The sequence below is a fragment of the Colwellia sp. PAMC 21821 genome (genome assembly GCF_002077175.1).
Taxonomy (GTDB): Bacteria; Pseudomonadota; Gammaproteobacteria; order Enterobacterales; family Alteromonadaceae; genus Cognaticolwellia.
Window position 1 is genome coordinate 1,065,286 of record NZ_CP014943.1, and the last position, 16,108, is coordinate 1,081,393.

A 16,108-nucleotide genomic window follows, 5' to 3' on the forward strand; every position below is an offset into this window, starting at 1 on the left:
GGTTAATGTTCTAGCAATTGCTCAATAAAGAATTCTAAATGCCCTGACGCTTGCTTCGGCATTGGCCAGCTAATAATATTCTTGGCGAGTGCTTGAAAGCCTATTGAGGCTGGTGAGTCTGGATATGCTTCTACAATTGCTTGTTGTTTTCTAACCGATTTACGAATATTTTCATCATAAGGGACAACCGCGACAAGCTCTAAGGTAACATCTAAAAATCTATCGGTAACTTTAGAGAGTTTAGCAAATAAGTTTTGGCCCTCTTTCGGGCTGCGCACCATATTTGCCACAACTTTAAACTTGAATAGGCCGTGATCTCTGCTGAGCAGTTTCATTAAGGCATAACAGTCGGTAATTGAGGTAGGTTCGTCGCATACAACCAATAAAACATCTTGTGATGCTCGGCAAAAACTTAACACCATATCCGAGATACCAGCGGCAGTATCAACAATGAGAATATCAAATTTAGTTTGCATATCACTAAAAGCACGAATAAGCCCAGCATGCTCCGCTGGGGTTAAATCTACCATTGATTGCGTGCCCGACGTGGCCGGAATAATATTAATGCCAGCAGGACCTTGGATAATAATATCATCAAGTTCACACTCGCCGGATAAAACATGAGACAAGTTACGTTGTACGCGCAAACCTAGCATGACATCAACATTCGCTAAACCTAAGTCGGCATCAAGCACTAAAACGCTCTTACCTAATTTAGCTAAGGAAATTGCAGTATTTAACGAGACATTGGTTTTACCAACGCCACCTTTACCGCCAGAAACTGCTATGACTTTTATAAGTTGGGGATCTTGCATTTTTCTTAAGCCGCTCGCTTGATCTATCATCTAAGTAACTTCTCTATATAATACCAAATGAAATATATATTCAATGGTATAAGTGCTCTGCCTATTGTAAGGCGACTATACTGCTACGGCTGATGCGGGTGTCCGCCAGGAAACAGTTCCTGAGCCTTGAGACTTAATTGCCATTCTATCTGCAAGCGTAACCAATTTCTCAGCATTTGCAACCTTAATATCTTCTGGAACCCTTTGCCCATCAGTAAGATAGCCAATAGCTAAACCATTTTGCAGTGATGTGGTTATAATTTCACCAACACTTAGGCTTTCATCTAATTTCGTATAAATACAGCCCGCCAATGGAATGCGCTTAAAACGTTCAACATTTTCTTGCATTACACGCTGTTGCGTATTGGCTGCTAACACTAAGTAATTACGAATTCTAACACGTGCATTCGAAATTAAGGTAGTCAAATGCTCAGTTAGGCGCATATCTCTTTGCCCCATACCAGCCGTGTCTATTAAGATTAATTTCTTTTGGGCAAACTGTTGTAATAGGCTATCTAACTCATTACCGTCGTTAGCCAGCTTAACTTGGCAACCAATAATGCGGCCGTAAGTGGCAAGTTGCTCAAAGCCAGCAATACGATAACTATCAGTCGAAATTAAGACTACTTGGTCAGCACCGTGAACTTGTGAAAATCGGGCGGCTAGTTTCGCAATAGTTGTGGTTTTACCAACACCTGTTGGGCCAACTAGAGACACAACACCACCACGTTGAATAATGTCATTGTTAGTGGTGTTTAATTGTTGCGCGATTATGTGTTTTGCTTGCTGCCATGCATCTTGTTCATGCGTATTGGCTGGAACGTAACCAGCAATTTGATCGGCAATTTGTTCATTAAGACCCATGGCCATTAATTTATTAACTAATACTGCGCGCATTGGATCTTTCTGTGCCATATCTTGCCACATTAAACCCGACATTTGATGCTCTAACAGCTGACGAATTGAAGACATTTCTTTTTGCATGCGGTCAAATTCACTGCTATTTATTTGACGTTCGCCATGAGAACTCATTTTCTCAGATGCTGCCATTGATTGGTCAATCGCGTCATGGAAGTTTGTATTATTTGATTCATTTTGAGCGCTACTAGTTTGCTGATTAACAGCGCTGTCAGGCGTTTCCATTTCCGTAGTCTGTTCTAAACGCGTCGTAAAGTTTTTAAATTGTTGCTCAATATCTTGTGGAACACCACTCTGCTTAGCATTAGCTTGCGGGGTAACTTTTGTCGATGAGTTTTCTATTTGGCTATTAAATGCGCGTGTTGCGGGTGCTTTATCATAGCCATTTTGTTGTACTTGTCGGCTAAGTAAGGCGGCTAAACTGTCTGCGGGTACGTTTGCAGCCTGTTCAACTGGCTTAGGTGCACTGCTAATGGCCACGGTATCTTCGGCTATATCGGCAGGGTTAGCTGGCTGTGCACTTTCCACAGCGCTTAGCTCATGGTTATGCTGAGCAGGTGCCTTGGCAGGCTTTATACTTTGGTTATAATCAACCGCCGCCATTAATTCGACACCTTCAGCAATCTTTTTATTAGACATAATTACCGCGTCTACACCCAATTCATCTTTAATTTGAGCGAGTGCGCTTCTCATATCTTTTGCTACATAACGTCTAATTTTCATCGCCAACCCTTATAATTCAGTACAACTACGTTGAAATATCTGTTTACTGGCCGATAGCACTAACAATTTTAATTTGTTTGTCATCCGGAATTTCTTGATAAGAAATAACACGTAATCCCGGGATGGTATATTTTACAAATTTAGCGAGTACTGAACGTAAAATACCTGACGTTAATAAAATAGGTGTATCGCCAGCCATTTCTTGCTGTTGTGCACCATCTGTCAAAGATTTTTGTAACCGTTCTGCTAAACCTGGTTCGATACCTGCGCCATCGTCTCCAGCCATTTGCATAGACTGGTGCAACATTTGTTCCAACTCTGGTGACAAAGTTATGACAGGTACTTCAACGGTCGGCCCAACTAACTCTTGAACAATGAATTTTCGTAGGGTTATGCGCACAGCAGCCGTAAGAACTTCAGGGTCTTGGCTCTTAGGTCCATACTCAACTAATGTTTGAATAATGCTGCGCATATCTCGAACGGCCACGCCTTCATTCATTAAGTTTTGTAAAACTTTGACGATAGTGCCTAATGACAATACGTCAGGGATCAAACCTTCAATAAGTTTCGGATAACTCTTTTCTAGCATATCAAGCAAGTTTTGAACTTCTTCATGGCCTAATAATTGTGCGGTATTATTTGTTAAAATTTGACTTAAATGTGTTGCTAGTACGGTGGCGGCATCAACAACGGTGTAACCCAATGATTGTGCATGTTCTCGTTGATCTTGTTTTATCCATACGGCATCTAAGCCAAAAGCAGGATCTTTTGTTGCAATGCCATCGAGCTTGCCAAATACTTGACCTGGATTAATAGCTAACTCATTGTCATGGCGAATTTCTGCTTCTCCAACCGTTACGCCCATTAACGATATGCGATAACTGTTAGGGTCTAAATCTAAATTGTCGCGAATATGTACCGCGGGTACCAAAAAGCCAAACTCTTGTGAAAGCTTTTTCCTGACACCTTTAATACGATTAAGCAATTCGCCGCCTTGGGCTTTATCAACCAAGGGAATTAAACGATATCCTATTTCAAGACCGATAATATCAACATGATTTACATCGTCCCAGCCAAGGTCTTTAACATCAGCTTCTTGTTGTATGTTTTGCGCTTCGGCCACTTGGCTATCTTCAATAAGTTGTGCTGCTTTAGCCACTTTGTATTTACTGCTAAAAAAGGCAACACCGCCAATTAATACGGCGAAAGTTAAAAAAGCAACATGTGGCATACCTGGCACAATACCCATAACGAACATAACACCTGAAGCAATATAAAGTGATTTACCTTGTCCAAGTTGGCTGCTTACTTGCTCGCCCATGTCTTGAGAAGTGTTTTGACGAGTAACGACAATTGCCGTGCCTACTGACAGCAGTAATCCTGGAATTTGTGCAACTAAACCATCACCGATAGTTAATAGCGTATAAATTTCTACCGCACGATCAAACGAAAGGTCATGTTGAACCATACCAATAATTAAACCGCCAACAATATTAATAAAAAGTATTAAAATACCCGCAATAGCATCGCCTTTAACGAATTTACTCGCACCATCCATTGAGCCATAAAAGTCGGCTTCACTGGTGACTTCAACTCGGCGTTCACGCGCTTCATCTGCTGTGATAAAACCGGCATTTAAATCCGCGTCGATAGCCATTTGTTTGCCTGGCATCGCATCTAATGTAAAGCGTGCTGTTACTTCAGCAATACGCCCCGCACCTTTTGTAACTACAACGAAATTTATAATAATAAGAATAGCAAAAACCACTAAACCAACCGCGTAATTTCCACCAATAACAACCGAGCCAAAAGCTTCAATTACCTTACCTGCCGCATCGGGCCCTTCATGACCTTCAAGCAATACCACACGCGTACTGGCAACATTAAGCGCTAAGCGCAAAATAGTCGCAATTAGTAATACAGCAGGGAATGAACCGAATTCGAGCGGCTTTAAGGTATAAACCGTGATTAATAAAACCACCAAAGACAGCGCAATATTGAAAGAAAAGAGGATATCTAGCAATAATGCTGGCATAGGTAAAATAACCATACCGAGCGCCGCCATCACAAGGAATGGTGTGCCTAGACCTGAAAGTAGGTTAAGTTTTTGTTTTTTTAAATTATTAAAAGTTGCGGCTAACTGCATGAGCTCTTAGGGATAATTTTTTGACATGTCTATTGAAAAGCAATAATCAGACCAATTTCAAAAAAAACATTTATAAGCTGTAAGTTAAAGCTGTCAGTTAGAAGCTGTCAGTTAAAAGCTTAAAACTAACGCCCTTAACTGATAGCTGACAGCTTCAAACTTAAAACTAACGCCCTTTAACTGACAGCTGACAGCTGACAGCTTAAAACTGATAGCTTCTCTTTCTTTTTTTAATATCTAAATTCATCCGGGATAGGTAGATTTTTGGCGACGGCTTTAGGTCGTCGCGCTTTACCTTTTTTGTGGGCATTAAGTTGAAAAATAAAGGCCAGGATTTGCGCTACAGCGGCGAACAATTGTTCTGGAATTTCTTCGTTGGGCTCTGCGGTGTAATAGAGAGATCTCGCCAATGCGGGTGATGCTACAATTTCAATATTGTGCTCTTTGGCGATGGTACGAATATGTAAGGCCATTTCATCGATACCTTTAGCTACCAATACCGGAGCTCCGCCGACTTCTGCATCATATTTAAGGGCGACAGAATAATGAGTCGGGTTGGTGATCACCACGTCAGATTGAGGTACGTCTTGCATCATGCGCCGCTGTGACATCTCATATTGCGCCCTTCTTACACGACCTTTAGTTTCGGGGCTACCTTCTGAGTTTTTCATTTCGTCTTTGATTTCTTGCTTGCTCATTTTCAATTGACGATTATGATTCCACACTTGATATGGCGCATCAATAACCACAATAATACCGATGGAAAGTGCTAACGCCAAAAACATCCACATCAGTAATGACACGGCATGCGAAAAATTATTCGGAATATTTTCAGTACTTAAATTCACAATTTGACCGAACAGGCTGCTCAATAACAAATAAGCTGAAATAAAAACCACAAAAAACTTAAGAATAGATTTTAAAAGCTCAACATAAGCCTGCACGCCAAACATGCGTTTAAAGCCTGCCATCGGCGAAAGTTTACTGGCTTTTGGTGCCATAGCTTGCCAAGAAAAACTGATGCCACCCAGTATCATATTGCCAATTAATGCAGCAATTACGATGATAATGTGTATCCAAAGAAAAGGCACCATTATCGCGCTTACCCCATCGCTGGCCACTTGATATAAAGCATGCACATCCATGGTTTCTCTACGATTCAAGCTAAACAGACGGGTCATCATTGTAGATAAACCTTCAACGAGGGAGCTTCCCAGCAGCATAATGGCGAGGGCTGCACCAACTAAAACAAACATCGTGCCTAAATCTTTCGATCGCGCAATTTGGCCTTTTTTTCTCGCGTCAGAAAGTTTTTTCGCCGTCGGTTCTTCGGTTTTTTCACCACTGTCAGACTCTGCCATTAGGGTGCCGCTCCGCAATCAATAAGATAACAACTAAAATCTAAGGCGCGTTGCCACTGCATAACAAAGTGACTGTAAAAATTACCCATGGTTAACCACATAATTAATAGCCCGGCGCACATGGTAATTGGAAAACCGATAGCAAATATATTTAATTGCGGGGCTGCTCGCGTCATGATCCCGAATGAAAAATTAATCAATAGCATCGCCGTTAATGGTGCAATAGCGAGTGATAAAGCGGTAGCAAACATCCAGCCACCCCACTCGGCAATCTCTTTAAACTTGATACTGGAAAACTCAGGGGCTGGGATCGGAATGGTGTCAAAACTGGCGACAACAAACTGCAAATAAGCGAGATGACCATCCATCGCCCAGAATAACAATGACGATAAAATTAGAAAGAATTGACCTACCGCTGGCACGCTGGTTCCACTGGCAGGGTCAACAAGCGATGCGAAACCTAAACCGGTTTGCATCGCGATAATTTGCCCTGCTAAAGTAAAAGTATTTACCACCATTACTGTGACAAAACCGAGCATAATGCCAATAATCATTTGCTCGCCAATGAGCAGTGCTGTCGCTAATGAAAACAGATTATCAACACGGGCTGGTGGTAGCGCTGGCATAACGGCCACAGTAATCGCTAAACAAAAAAACAGTTTTACTCGCCCAGGAATTGCTTTTGCGCCTAGGCCTATCATTGACATTACCATGGCTGAAATACGCGCAAGTGGCAGCAAGAAGTCAGCCATGCTTTGATTAATAACTGACTCAGTAAACTCCATGGTTAACTGACCACGCTAGGAATACTACCAATCAGGCGAATGGAATAATCCATTAATTTTTGCACCAACCAATGCCCGCCTATAATTAAAGAGAGCAAGGTAACAATTAAACGAGGTAAAAAACTTAACGTTTGTTCATTTATCGATGTAGCCGCTTGGAATACCGCCACAATCAAACCAATAATTAAGCTTGGTACAATAACGGCACTTACCAGTATAATGACCAGAAGCAACGCATCTCGCAAAATATCAACAAATACCTCAGGACCCATTACGTAGCTCCCATACCATAACTGGTGGCCAATGTGCCTATTACTAAATTCCAACCGTCGATCAGTACAAACAACATTAGTTTAAACGGTAAGGAGACTATCATCGGCGATAGCATCATCATCCCCATCGCCATTAATATACTTGCCACGACTAAATCTATAATCAAAAAGGGAATAAATAGCATAAATCCGATTTGAAATGCCGTTTTTAATTCACTAATGACAAAGGCGGGAATAATAACGGTCATGGGTAAGTCAGTGGGTTGATCAACTTGATCAATACCGGCCATTTGCGCCAATGTATCTAGGTCTTTAATACGTGTTTGCTCTAGCATAAAGGCGCGTAAAGGCACTTTAGCTTTATTAATAGCCTCAACCGAGGTTAGTTGCTCTTGTAAATAAGGTTGAATCGCTCGTTCATTAATTTCGTTATAAACTGGCGTCATAATAAATAAGGTCATGAACAAGGTAATGCCGATAATCACTTGGTTTGACGGTGTTTGTTGTAAACCAAACGCTTGTCGTAGAATGGCCATTACCACAACAATACGGGTGAAAGAGGTCATCATTATAACCGCGGCTGGGATGAAGCTCAGCGCGGTCATAAAAATTAATATTTGTAAGGTAACTGAGTATTCTTGTGAGCCATCAGGATTAGTGGTTAAGGTTAACGCTGATAGTGAAAGATCATCGGCGGCAAAACTCGTATTGCTAATCAGTAAAAACGACAAAATCGTAAACAGCAAAGTTACGATTTTGTTTAACGATAATAATGATTTTTTATTTTTGTTTATCATAAGTTTTCATAGCTTTTTGTTTGAGTAATTTAGCTAACGATTGAGCGAAATCGACACTATTTTCTTTAGCAGTTACCAAAGGTTCGTCGAGCGTTTCTAATAAGGTAATTTGCTGCGCAGTAACACCGAGTAAAAGTTGCTTTTCACCGGCTTGAACTACCACTAGTTTCTCTTTAGCACCAAGATGCAGGCTGGTGACTATTTTCAAACCATTAATACTATGACGCACACCTTGAAAGCGCTTTAATATCACCGCACTGACAATAATGACCGCAAGTACCATCAACAAGGACATGATCATGCTCATGGCATCCATGTTGGCAGTAACATGTTTACCCACCTCAACAGGTGTGTCTGCGGCTTCAACGGAAACAACTGTTGCTTCTAAAGGTGTAACCGCTTCTTCAACGGGAATAACCGCCTCTTGAACGGGGGTAACCGTTTCTGTTAGAGGTGTAACCGCTTTCGCAATAACAACCTGTGAAGTAACATCATTAACCACTTCTTCAGCATAACTAAATGCTAAAAAGGCCAACCATATAAAGCATACTGACAATATTTTTTTCATTAGTCGCTATTTTAACTTTTTGATACGTTCAACTTGGCTGATAACATCGGTTAAACGAATACCAAATTTATCGTTAACGACCACCACTTCACCGTGAGCGATTAAAGTACCATTAACCAAAACATCTAGGGCCTCTCCGGCAACACGGTCAAGTTCAACAACCGAACCTTGATTAAGCTGTAACAGGTTACGAATACTGATATGACTACGTCCCACTTCCATAGAAATAGTAACAGGTATGTCTAAAATAGCATCTAGCTTATGTTTTTCTTCACCTGAGATGGAGCCACTATCATCTTTTAAATCTTCTAATTCTACAGTTTCTGCAGCTTCAGAGGCAGCTTGTTCATCCATCGCTTCATCCCATTGACTTAAATCGTCTTCGTTTTCTGTACTCATGTTGTTTTTCCTCAATTTTCTTCGAGTAACGTCAAAATAACCACGCTATTCTTTTATTATTGCCTATTATGCTGTTATGCGATTTTTACACCACATTTAATAAATTTTTTTATAGATGCTTCTTTATAAATGCGACTTAAAGTTCATCTTCTAACAAATGCAGTTCAGAGTCATTGTCTAGACGTTTACCACCTTTGGTCAAAATGGTCAGTTCAGATTTCACAGACTGTGGACGTTTAATTTTTGATTCTATTTTCAACGCTAAATTATCACGACTTCTACCGAGCTTAGCTCTAAATGACGGTAAGTTCTCTACTAAGACGGTGATATGATCCGGCATTTCAATGGGGATAATATCACCCGCTTTAAAATCCATAATTTTTTGTAATGACAGTTTCACTTCTATAAATTTAGTCGATAATTCAACAGGAACATCCATAATTTCATCACGCAAAGCCTTCGACCAGCGCATATCGGTGTCTTCTTTATCACTTTGAACACCTGCATCGAGCAATTCACGAATCGGCTCTAACATTGCGTACGGTAATGCAACATGAAAGTCGCCACCACCGCCGTCTAGTTCAATATGAAAAGAACTAATAACCACAACTTCTGTTGGGCTAACAATATTGGCCATAGAAGGGTTAACTTCTGAATCAAGATATTCAAATGAAACATCCATCACCGGAGACCATGCTTCTTTGTAATCTTCAAAGATAATTTTTAGCAACATCTGTACGATACGACGTTCGGTAGGGGTAAACTCACGGCCCTCAATTTTGGCGTGATATCTACCGTCACCACCAAAAAAGTTATCCACTAAAATAAAAACTAATCGTGCTTCCATGGTAATTAATGCCGTGCCTTTTAATGGGCGAAAACGCACCATATTTAAGCTGGTTGGCACAAATAAAGTATGTACGTACTCTCCAAATTTAATCATTTGGATACCGTTAATAGAAACCTCTGCTGAGCGTCGCATCATATTAAATAAACTAATGCGCATGTGGCGAGCAAATCGCTCGTTGACCATTTCCAGCGTTGGCATACGGCCACGCACAATACGATCTTGTGAAGAAAAATCGTAATCAGTGGTTCCTCCATCTGCTTGGGAGTAGTCCTCTTCAATCTCTTCTTCTTCAACATCATCTACACCATGTAAAAGTGCATCAATTTCCTCTTGAGATAATAAATCACTCACTCGATATTCTCTTTATCTTGTTAATGTAGTTACACTGTTTACAAATTGTAGCTATTGAATTAGTTACTTAACGTATTTTTCTGCTCTGGATATTGCTACAAACGCTTACTGTTAGCGTTTTACTGCATAACAAAACCAGTAAATAATACTTTTTCGATAATGTCACTGCTCTCGACTTCGGTCATTATTTTTTGTACTTCGACTAAAGCCGTTTGTTTTAACGATGTTTTTCCTGCGCTAGTTGCTAAGTCATCAGCGTTTGAACGCGAAAAAACCCCTAGCAATGCACTTTCAATTAAAGGCACATGCTTTTTGGCGGCTTCTTCATTATCTGAACCTCGCACCAATAGTTGCACACGAATTTCAACAAAGCGGTCACGTGCGTTGCCTGGAACATTGAAGCGAAAAGGTCTTGGCATTGGCACATATAAGGCCGAGCCAATTTCTGCACTTTCAGCGGATGATCCTGCACTTTCGCCTTCCCCATCAGCGCTTAATTCACTATCAGCTGCTGCTTGTGATGTTTCATCTTCACCACCGAGCATAAAAAATGCGGCACCGCCGCCTGCAGCAGCTAATATCACCACAATAGCGATAATAATAATTAGCTTCTTTTTCTTTCCTGAATTATCTAGCTCAAGTTCTTTTTCGTCAGCCATGTTCCCTACCTTTGCAGATTTTTTAAAGCTATTGTTAAACTATATCGTTGAATAGCTGCTAATCCAAAGAGTTTATCAAGTATTGTGGGTGTATTATTGAATTAAGCATAGTAATCGACACCCGATGATGAAGCTTTGACCACATTGTGCATTGAGTTGTCATTTGCACTGACATTATCTTCAGTCGCTTCGCCATTTTGACCTTTATTGGCCTGTTGCCCAAAGTCATTACCCTTTTGCTCTTTTGCTTCGCGCTGTTCGATATTAGCGTCTCCGACATCAACACCACTTTCAGCTAGCATATCGCGAAGTTTACCCATATTTTGCTCTAAAGCCTCTTTTGCTTGTTGGTTTTGCACAACAAACTGCACGGCTGCTTGTTCATTCTGTAAATTCACTCGCACATGAATATTACCCATCTCTGGTGGATCAAGCTGAATTTCTACTTGTTGAATTTTTTGATTGATCATCACCATCACTTTATCTTTAACCGCATCAGCAAAGTCTTTACGGTAAATGGCAATAGTTTCGGTATTCAAAGCCGTGATAGATTTTTGGCTTTGTACGGTATTAGTCGTTAAATGGTTTATTGTACTTTCAAAATTTTGCGTTTGCTGTGCCGCTAATTCTGCAGAACTTGCCACAGGTCTAGTTGCCATCGCATCTAACGTTTGATTGAAAGCTGAGGTAATTTTATCAACTTGTGGCGCTAGTTTCTCACCCTCAGTTTTAGCTAACTTTTGTTCATCAACTTTAGCACTGCTGAGTTTATCAACAACTTCATTTGCCTCAGGTTTTTGATTAGCATCAACCTTTGGCTCTGCAGTCGACGCGCTGATTGCAGCTGCCGTACTCTGATTAACCGTGCGCGTTTGTGCTGGCTCGTTATCATTAGCACGTTTGGAGTCGGCCACATTGACTTGTTTCAATTCTGCCGTTTGCACTTTAACTTCATTGCTTTCGCTAACAACAGCTTTATGAACGGTATTTTGCTCAGCGATTAATTCAGGCGCGGATACTTTTTTAGCCTGCGCTAGATCTAATACACTATCTTTATCTGTCGCACTACTTAGCAATTCTCGATTGCTAGCTTCTTGCCTAGTTACTTGCTGAGTTTCTTGCTTAATATTTTGCTTAGCTTCTTGATTTTTATCTGCAGCATTCACTTCTTGAGCCAAGGCCTGAATGCGTGCTTGCTCTGCAATTAAGTCGGCTTCATCAACTCCCCCTTGCTCGCTAGCTAATAAGTTTGCACTCTCTACACTTGTTGCTATCTGCTTAGCATTCGAGGCATCAGGAGTGTTAACCACATTCTGAGCTGTATTTAGGGCCGAACTCTCAGCAGAGTTTTTTAACGTACTACTTGCAACGTTCTTGACTAAGCCCCCTGCTACAGTTTCGGCGGTAATCTCAGATAACTGTTTCGCGCTAGCTTCACCAGTTGCAAGTAATTTATTTTGTTGAGTGTTATTAGCATTTGCTAACACGGTTACTTGCTCACCTTTAACATTTTTTGCTAGTACGTTTTGCTCTGCAGTTAGATTTTTAGCCTGCTCTGATAGCATTATATTTTTATTGTTGGCCAATATTGATTCATCAACTGCCGCTGTAATTTTACCCTGTAGTTCAACACTGGTATTTTCTGCCGCAGACTTGGTCAATAATTGCTGTGATCCCTGCAACATTTTTAATAAATCAACAGCATCATCTTTTTCGACGTGACTCGCAGCGTTATTTACCGTTTGAGTTTGAGCGCCGACATATGAATTTGACTGATTATTTGATGCTTTAGGGTCGCCATTAAATGCTCCTCCAGCTTTTTCAATCGCTCTAATTTCTGCTTCTAATGGTGTTACAGGAAGAGGAACAGGCAGTGTATGTTCAGAATCTTTAGACTTGGCACCAGTAATTAACTGTTCGCCATTTGCAGCTACCGTTATAGGAACAATAAATCCATCGCCCTCTTTTGGTGAGGTTACTAAAGATTTATCATCTATTGGCAAGGGCACTGGCAGTTTATCAGCATCATCGTTTACCGTTTTATTTGCTGCTAATTGGGACTCATTATCAATAGGAAAAGGCATCGATGAATTTTGGCTATTATCGTTTTTAGCGGATAAAGACGCATCATTGGCCGGTAAAGGCAAAGCTTGAGTGTCACCGGTTTGATTACCCTTGAAAGGCTTTAATGCACTGTCTTTACTTATAAGCTGTTGCTGTTGTTCTGCCGCTTTAGACGTAAGATTGCCGCCTTGCTTATTTTTATTATCCGATTCAGCAACGGTTTTTCTTGGATAATGTTGCTCCATAGCATCGGAAAATGCCTGGGTTTTCGCTTGATTTTTTATTGATGAATCACCTTTAGCACCCTGTTTATCAGGGGTTTGGCCAACATCAGCAGACAAAAAATTTACTTGAGACATAACAAACCTTTCTTAAATATCGACTTAAGCGCAATTTAATAAATTATTTCTATTGTTAATTAAGCAAAATTCATTCCAGAACTTGTTTGTATGGGCGTGGTTTACTGAAAAATTTAGGCACTATTGAATACTATTCGTGACTGTAATGGGGGGAGTTTAACGCTGACGTCGAAGAAATTGTTGAGTGGCTATTTCATCAAACATTTTTTGTTCTTGTTTGTTGGCGGCAAGTTGCAAAATGGCAAGTTTTTTATCTCTTAACAATTCCACCGCTTGTATTTTTCGTCTTTGCTCTAACCATTGCTTTTTACGGGTTTCAACTAGAGCTTTAGCCTGGTGAACCGCAATTTTAACTTGCTGAGCTGCATTATCTAGTTTCGCGATAAAAGCATGAAAATGGCTATATGTTGCGCTATCAATGCCTTCTAATGAACGCTGATTTAACCGGCGCATATATTCTAAGCGATAATCACTAACATTTTTAAAACGGTCTTTATTTTGCTGATAGTCAAATTCCGCGGCTTGTAATGCTTGCGACGCTTTTTGCTCTTTATCGAGCTCAAATTTATATAAGGTGTTCAACTGTTTCATGGCTTTAATTCCTTATTGATACTTGTGCTTTTTGATACTTGTGCTTTTTGATATTGGCGCTGTTTGATATTTATGCAGTTTGATCATTGTGCAGGCTGATTTTGTTGAGCGTGCGCTTGTGCGGCTGCTAATACTTCCTGCAACTGGGCTAAGCTTTGATCGTATGGAATAATATCGAGCATTTTTTGTTGTAAGAAAAACTGAATAACTGGTTGTAGGTCAATCGCTTGATCTATTCTTGGGTCAGTACCTCTGCTATAGGCACCAATGGAGATCAAATCTTTGTTCTCTTGATATAGGGCATAAACTTGGCGCAGTTGTCTAGCAAGCTGCTGATGCTCTTCGCTGGTTACCATTGGCATAACGCGACTAATCGAGCCTTCGATATCAACCGCAGGATAATGCCCAGCATCGGCTAATTTTCGAGACAAAACAATATGACCATCTAGAATAGCACGGGCAGCATCTGCGATCGGGTCTTGCAAGTCATCACCTTCGGTTAATACGGTAAAAAATGCACTAATTGAACCTTGGCCATCACCGCCATTACCTGCACGCTCTACAAGCTGTGGTAATTTAGAAAAAACTGAAGGCGGATAGCCTTTAGTTGCGGGTGGCTCACCTACCGCTAAGGCAATTTCACGTTGTGCCTGCGCGTATCGTGTAAGGGAATCAATCAACAGTAAAACATTTAAGCCTTGGTCGCGAAAGTATTCACTGATTTGCACTGCAGTTTCACAGCCTTTAAGACGCATTAATGGCGAATTATCGGCAGGTGCTGCGATTACCACAGAACGTGCTCGACCTTCTTCACCTAAAATTTCTTCAATAAACTCTTTAACTTCTCGCCCACGCTCACCGATTAACCCCACGACAATAACATCGGCGGTTGTGCCCCGTGTCATCATACCTAAAAGCACACTTTTACCGACACCTGAGCCGGCAAATAAGCCCATTCGTTGCCCTACGCCAACGGTAAGGAAACTATTAATTGACCGAACGCCAACATCGAGTGGTTCTGTAATAGCGCGTCTTGACAATGGGTTAATGGGTTTACTGTTGTATTGATAGTTATCAGCGGCTTTTATTGGGCCTTTACCATCGAGTGGCTTACCGACGCCGTCAATAACTCGGCCGAGTAAATCCATAGATAAGGGTAATCGCGCTTTCGTAGATAAGGGAACAACGCGGGCACCTGGCAAAACACCTTGCAAACTCTGCTCAGGCATTAAAAAGGTAATGTCTTGTGAGAAACCTACAATTTCTGCAATAAGATCGCCTTGTGATGTTTCCACCAAACATTGGCTACCAACTGGCGCTTTAACACCTACCGCCTCTAACGTTAAACCAACCACACGAACTAAACGCCCTGCAACAGATACACTATGCGGGTGAATAAGCTTTTCACAGTCTTTTAAACGTTCGGTTATGCGATTTATATCAACCATAGATGTTTACGCTTTTTAATTAATTTACGGGTACATGGGCATTGGTATTATTTTTATTATGCCTATGTTGCGCGCAAAGGGTAAAGTGTTAGTTGGATTTGTGTTGATCAAATTGACGGCATAAATGCCGATCTACAAATGAGTTAAAGCATATTGATGCAAAGCTTATTGATGCAAAGCTTCTTGCAAAAACGATTCCAACACTTCGTTTAAACGCGACTTAACGCTCAAGTCGATATTAGAGGTACTGTTTTCAATTTGACAACTACCAGGGCTTAATTGCGGAGCGGCAAGTAAACGCCAGCCTTGTTCTTGAATATGTGTTGCACCAAATTGTTGTTCTACTAACTTAATATCTTGTGGATGCAATAAAATTTGTGTTTGCGGCTCTTGCCCCGGTAATGCTTTAATCCCTTCAGCAATCGCCGATAATAAAATATCGGGATTAGTTTTCGCTTCATGCTTAGTTACCGCTTGGGTTAATTGCACCACAAGCTGTAATAATTGCGCTTCTACATTCTTTTCAACATTGAGTAAAGGCTGATGTAGTTGCTCTAACAGTGTTTGCATCGCCGCAATTTGTTGCTCGCTGGTTTCTTTACCTTCAGCTAATCCTTGCGACACACCTTCTTCATGCCCAGAGGTAAGCCCTTCTTGATGACCACTGGCTTTACCTTCTTCAAAACCTTTAGCAAACCCTTCCTCTTTACCTTGAGTAAAGCCTTCATCAAATGCTGCTTGACGAATTTCTTCAATATCTTGCGCTGTTAATGGTACAGGCTCAGAAACTTCAGTTTCCTCCGGCGGTTCATAACGCCAGTTACGTGATTTTCCTAACGCATTGGTTTTACCATCATCTTGAGCAGCATCTTGTTGTACATTGGGTACTGTCCAAGTATCAACTTTTTCAGTTTTTGTTGATGCAGCTTTTTCGCTGCCCGGCTCAGAGTGCGGTGCCATTAGTTAAAACTC

Annotated in this window: 15 protein-coding genes; all 15 read right to left on the reverse strand. The window is 40.9% G+C overall.

Features of this window, described 5'->3' with window-relative positions; genetic code table 11:
* Nucleotides 1–2: 2 nt before the first annotated feature.
* Nucleotides 3–845, reverse strand: a complete 843-nt coding sequence (locus A3Q33_RS04435) for a MinD/ParA family protein (RefSeq protein WP_081178896.1) — start codon at nucleotides 843–845, stop codon at nucleotides 3–5.
* Nucleotides 846–920: 75 nt separating this feature from the next.
* Nucleotides 921–2,486, reverse strand: a complete 1,566-nt coding sequence (gene flhF / locus A3Q33_RS04440; protein ID WP_081178897.1) for a flagellar biosynthesis GTPase FlhF — start codon at nucleotides 2,484–2,486, stop codon at nucleotides 921–923.
* A gap of 43 nt (nucleotides 2,487–2,529) precedes the next feature.
* On the reverse strand, nucleotides 2,530–4,632 hold the full coding sequence (gene flhA / locus A3Q33_RS04445) for a flagellar biosynthesis protein FlhA (protein ID WP_081178898.1): 2,103 nt from the start codon (nucleotides 4,630–4,632) through the stop codon (nucleotides 2,530–2,532).
* A gap of 230 nt (nucleotides 4,633–4,862) precedes the next feature.
* Nucleotides 4,863–5,993, reverse strand: a complete 1,131-nt coding sequence (flhB, locus tag A3Q33_RS04450; protein ID WP_081178899.1) for a flagellar biosynthesis protein FlhB — start codon at nucleotides 5,991–5,993, stop codon at nucleotides 4,863–4,865.
* Entirely contained in the window at nucleotides 5,993–6,778 is a 786-nt protein-coding gene (fliR, locus tag A3Q33_RS04455; protein ID WP_081148707.1) for a flagellar biosynthetic protein FliR, read from the reverse strand. The genes flhB and fliR overlap by 1 nt, the downstream gene beginning before the upstream one ends.
* A 2-nt stretch (nucleotides 6,779–6,780) precedes the next feature.
* The gene (gene fliQ, locus A3Q33_RS04460; RefSeq protein WP_081178900.1) at nucleotides 6,781–7,050 is read right to left on the reverse strand and encodes a flagellar biosynthesis protein FliQ; all 270 of its coding nucleotides are present in this window, start codon (nucleotides 7,048–7,050) and stop codon (nucleotides 6,781–6,783) included.
* Nucleotides 7,050–7,847 carry a flagellar type III secretion system pore protein FliP gene (gene fliP, locus A3Q33_RS04465; protein ID WP_081148704.1) on the reverse strand — a complete coding sequence of 266 codons (798 nt, stop codon included), beginning with the start codon at nucleotides 7,845–7,847 and terminating at the stop codon, nucleotides 7,050–7,052. The genes fliQ and fliP overlap by 1 nt, the downstream gene beginning before the upstream one ends.
* Entirely contained in the window at nucleotides 7,831–8,415 is a 585-nt protein-coding gene (fliO, locus tag A3Q33_RS04470; protein WP_081178901.1) for a flagellar biosynthetic protein FliO, read from the reverse strand. The genes fliP and fliO overlap by 17 nt, the downstream gene beginning before the upstream one ends.
* 6 nt (nucleotides 8,416–8,421) lie before the next feature.
* Complete coding sequence (gene fliN, locus A3Q33_RS04475; RefSeq protein WP_231295840.1) at nucleotides 8,422–8,769, reverse strand: flagellar motor switch protein FliN; 348 nt, start codon at nucleotides 8,767–8,769, stop codon at nucleotides 8,422–8,424.
* A gap of 181 nt (nucleotides 8,770–8,950) precedes the next feature.
* Nucleotides 8,951–10,015: a flagellar motor switch protein FliM gene (gene fliM, locus A3Q33_RS04480; protein ID WP_081178903.1), complete on the reverse strand. Its 1,065-nt coding sequence runs from the start codon at nucleotides 10,013–10,015 to the stop codon at nucleotides 8,951–8,953.
* Between the two features lie 119 nt (nucleotides 10,016–10,134).
* A complete protein-coding gene (fliL, locus tag A3Q33_RS04485; protein ID WP_081178904.1) occupies nucleotides 10,135–10,674 on the reverse strand; it encodes a flagellar basal body-associated protein FliL in 540 nt (179 codons plus the stop codon).
* 101 nt (nucleotides 10,675–10,775) lie between these two features.
* Entirely contained in the window at nucleotides 10,776–13,097 is a 2,322-nt protein-coding gene (locus A3Q33_RS04490; RefSeq protein WP_081178905.1) for a flagellar hook-length control protein FliK, read from the reverse strand.
* Between the two features lie 156 nt (nucleotides 13,098–13,253).
* Nucleotides 13,254–13,688: a flagellar export protein FliJ gene (gene fliJ / locus A3Q33_RS04495; RefSeq protein ID WP_081178906.1), complete on the reverse strand. Its 435-nt coding sequence runs from the start codon at nucleotides 13,686–13,688 to the stop codon at nucleotides 13,254–13,256.
* An 83-nt stretch (nucleotides 13,689–13,771) separates the two neighbouring features.
* Nucleotides 13,772–15,136: a flagellar protein export ATPase FliI gene (gene fliI, locus A3Q33_RS04500; protein WP_081178907.1), complete on the reverse strand. Its 1,365-nt coding sequence runs from the start codon at nucleotides 15,134–15,136 to the stop codon at nucleotides 13,772–13,774.
* A 165-nt stretch (nucleotides 15,137–15,301) separates the two neighbouring features.
* A complete protein-coding gene (fliH, locus tag A3Q33_RS04505; RefSeq protein WP_081178908.1) occupies nucleotides 15,302–16,096 on the reverse strand; it encodes a flagellar assembly protein FliH in 795 nt (264 codons plus the stop codon).
* Nucleotides 16,097–16,108 lie beyond the last annotated feature (12 nt).

Excerpts from the sequence above, each read along its gene's own strand:
- fliQ (WP_081178900.1), bottom strand. The coding sequence starts at position 7,050 with ATGGGTCCTGAGGTATTTGTTGATATTTTGCGAGATGCGTTGCTTCTG.
- flhF (WP_081178897.1), bottom strand. The coding sequence starts at position 2,486 with ATGAAAATTAGACGTTATGTAGCAAAAGATATGAGAAGCGCACTCGCT.
- flhA (WP_081178898.1), bottom strand. The coding sequence starts at position 4,632 with ATGCAGTTAGCCGCAACTTTTAATAATTTAAAAAAACAAAAACTTAAC.
- fliR (WP_081148707.1), bottom strand. The coding sequence starts at position 6,778 with ATGGAGTTTACTGAGTCAGTTATTAATCAAAGCATGGCTGACTTCTTG.
- A3Q33_RS04435 (WP_081178896.1), bottom strand. The coding sequence starts at position 845 with ATGATAGATCAAGCGAGCGGCTTAAGAAAAATGCAAGATCCCCAACTT.
- A3Q33_RS04490 (WP_081178905.1), bottom strand. The coding sequence starts at position 13,097 with ATGTCTCAAGTAAATTTTTTGTCTGCTGATGTTGGCCAAACCCCTGAT.
- flhB (WP_081178899.1), bottom strand. The coding sequence starts at position 5,993 with ATGGCAGAGTCTGACAGTGGTGAAAAAACCGAAGAACCGACGGCGAAA.
- fliO (WP_081178901.1), bottom strand. The coding sequence starts at position 8,415 with ATGAAAAAAATATTGTCAGTATGCTTTATATGGTTGGCCTTTTTAGCA.
- fliJ (WP_081178906.1), bottom strand. The coding sequence starts at position 13,688 with ATGAAACAGTTGAACACCTTATATAAATTTGAGCTCGATAAAGAGCAA.
- fliH (WP_081178908.1), bottom strand. The coding sequence starts at position 16,096 with ATGGCACCGCACTCTGAGCCGGGCAGCGAAAAAGCTGCATCAACAAAA.
- fliN (WP_231295840.1), bottom strand. The coding sequence starts at position 8,769 with ATGGATGAACAAGCTGCCTCTGAAGCTGCAGAAACTGTAGAATTAGAA.
- fliP (WP_081148704.1), bottom strand. The coding sequence starts at position 7,847 with ATGATAAACAAAAATAAAAAATCATTATTATCGTTAAACAAAATCGTA.
- fliL (WP_081178904.1), bottom strand. The coding sequence starts at position 10,674 with ATGGCTGACGAAAAAGAACTTGAGCTAGATAATTCAGGAAAGAAAAAG.
- fliI (WP_081178907.1), bottom strand. The coding sequence starts at position 15,136 with ATGGTTGATATAAATCGCATAACCGAACGTTTAAAAGACTGTGAAAAG.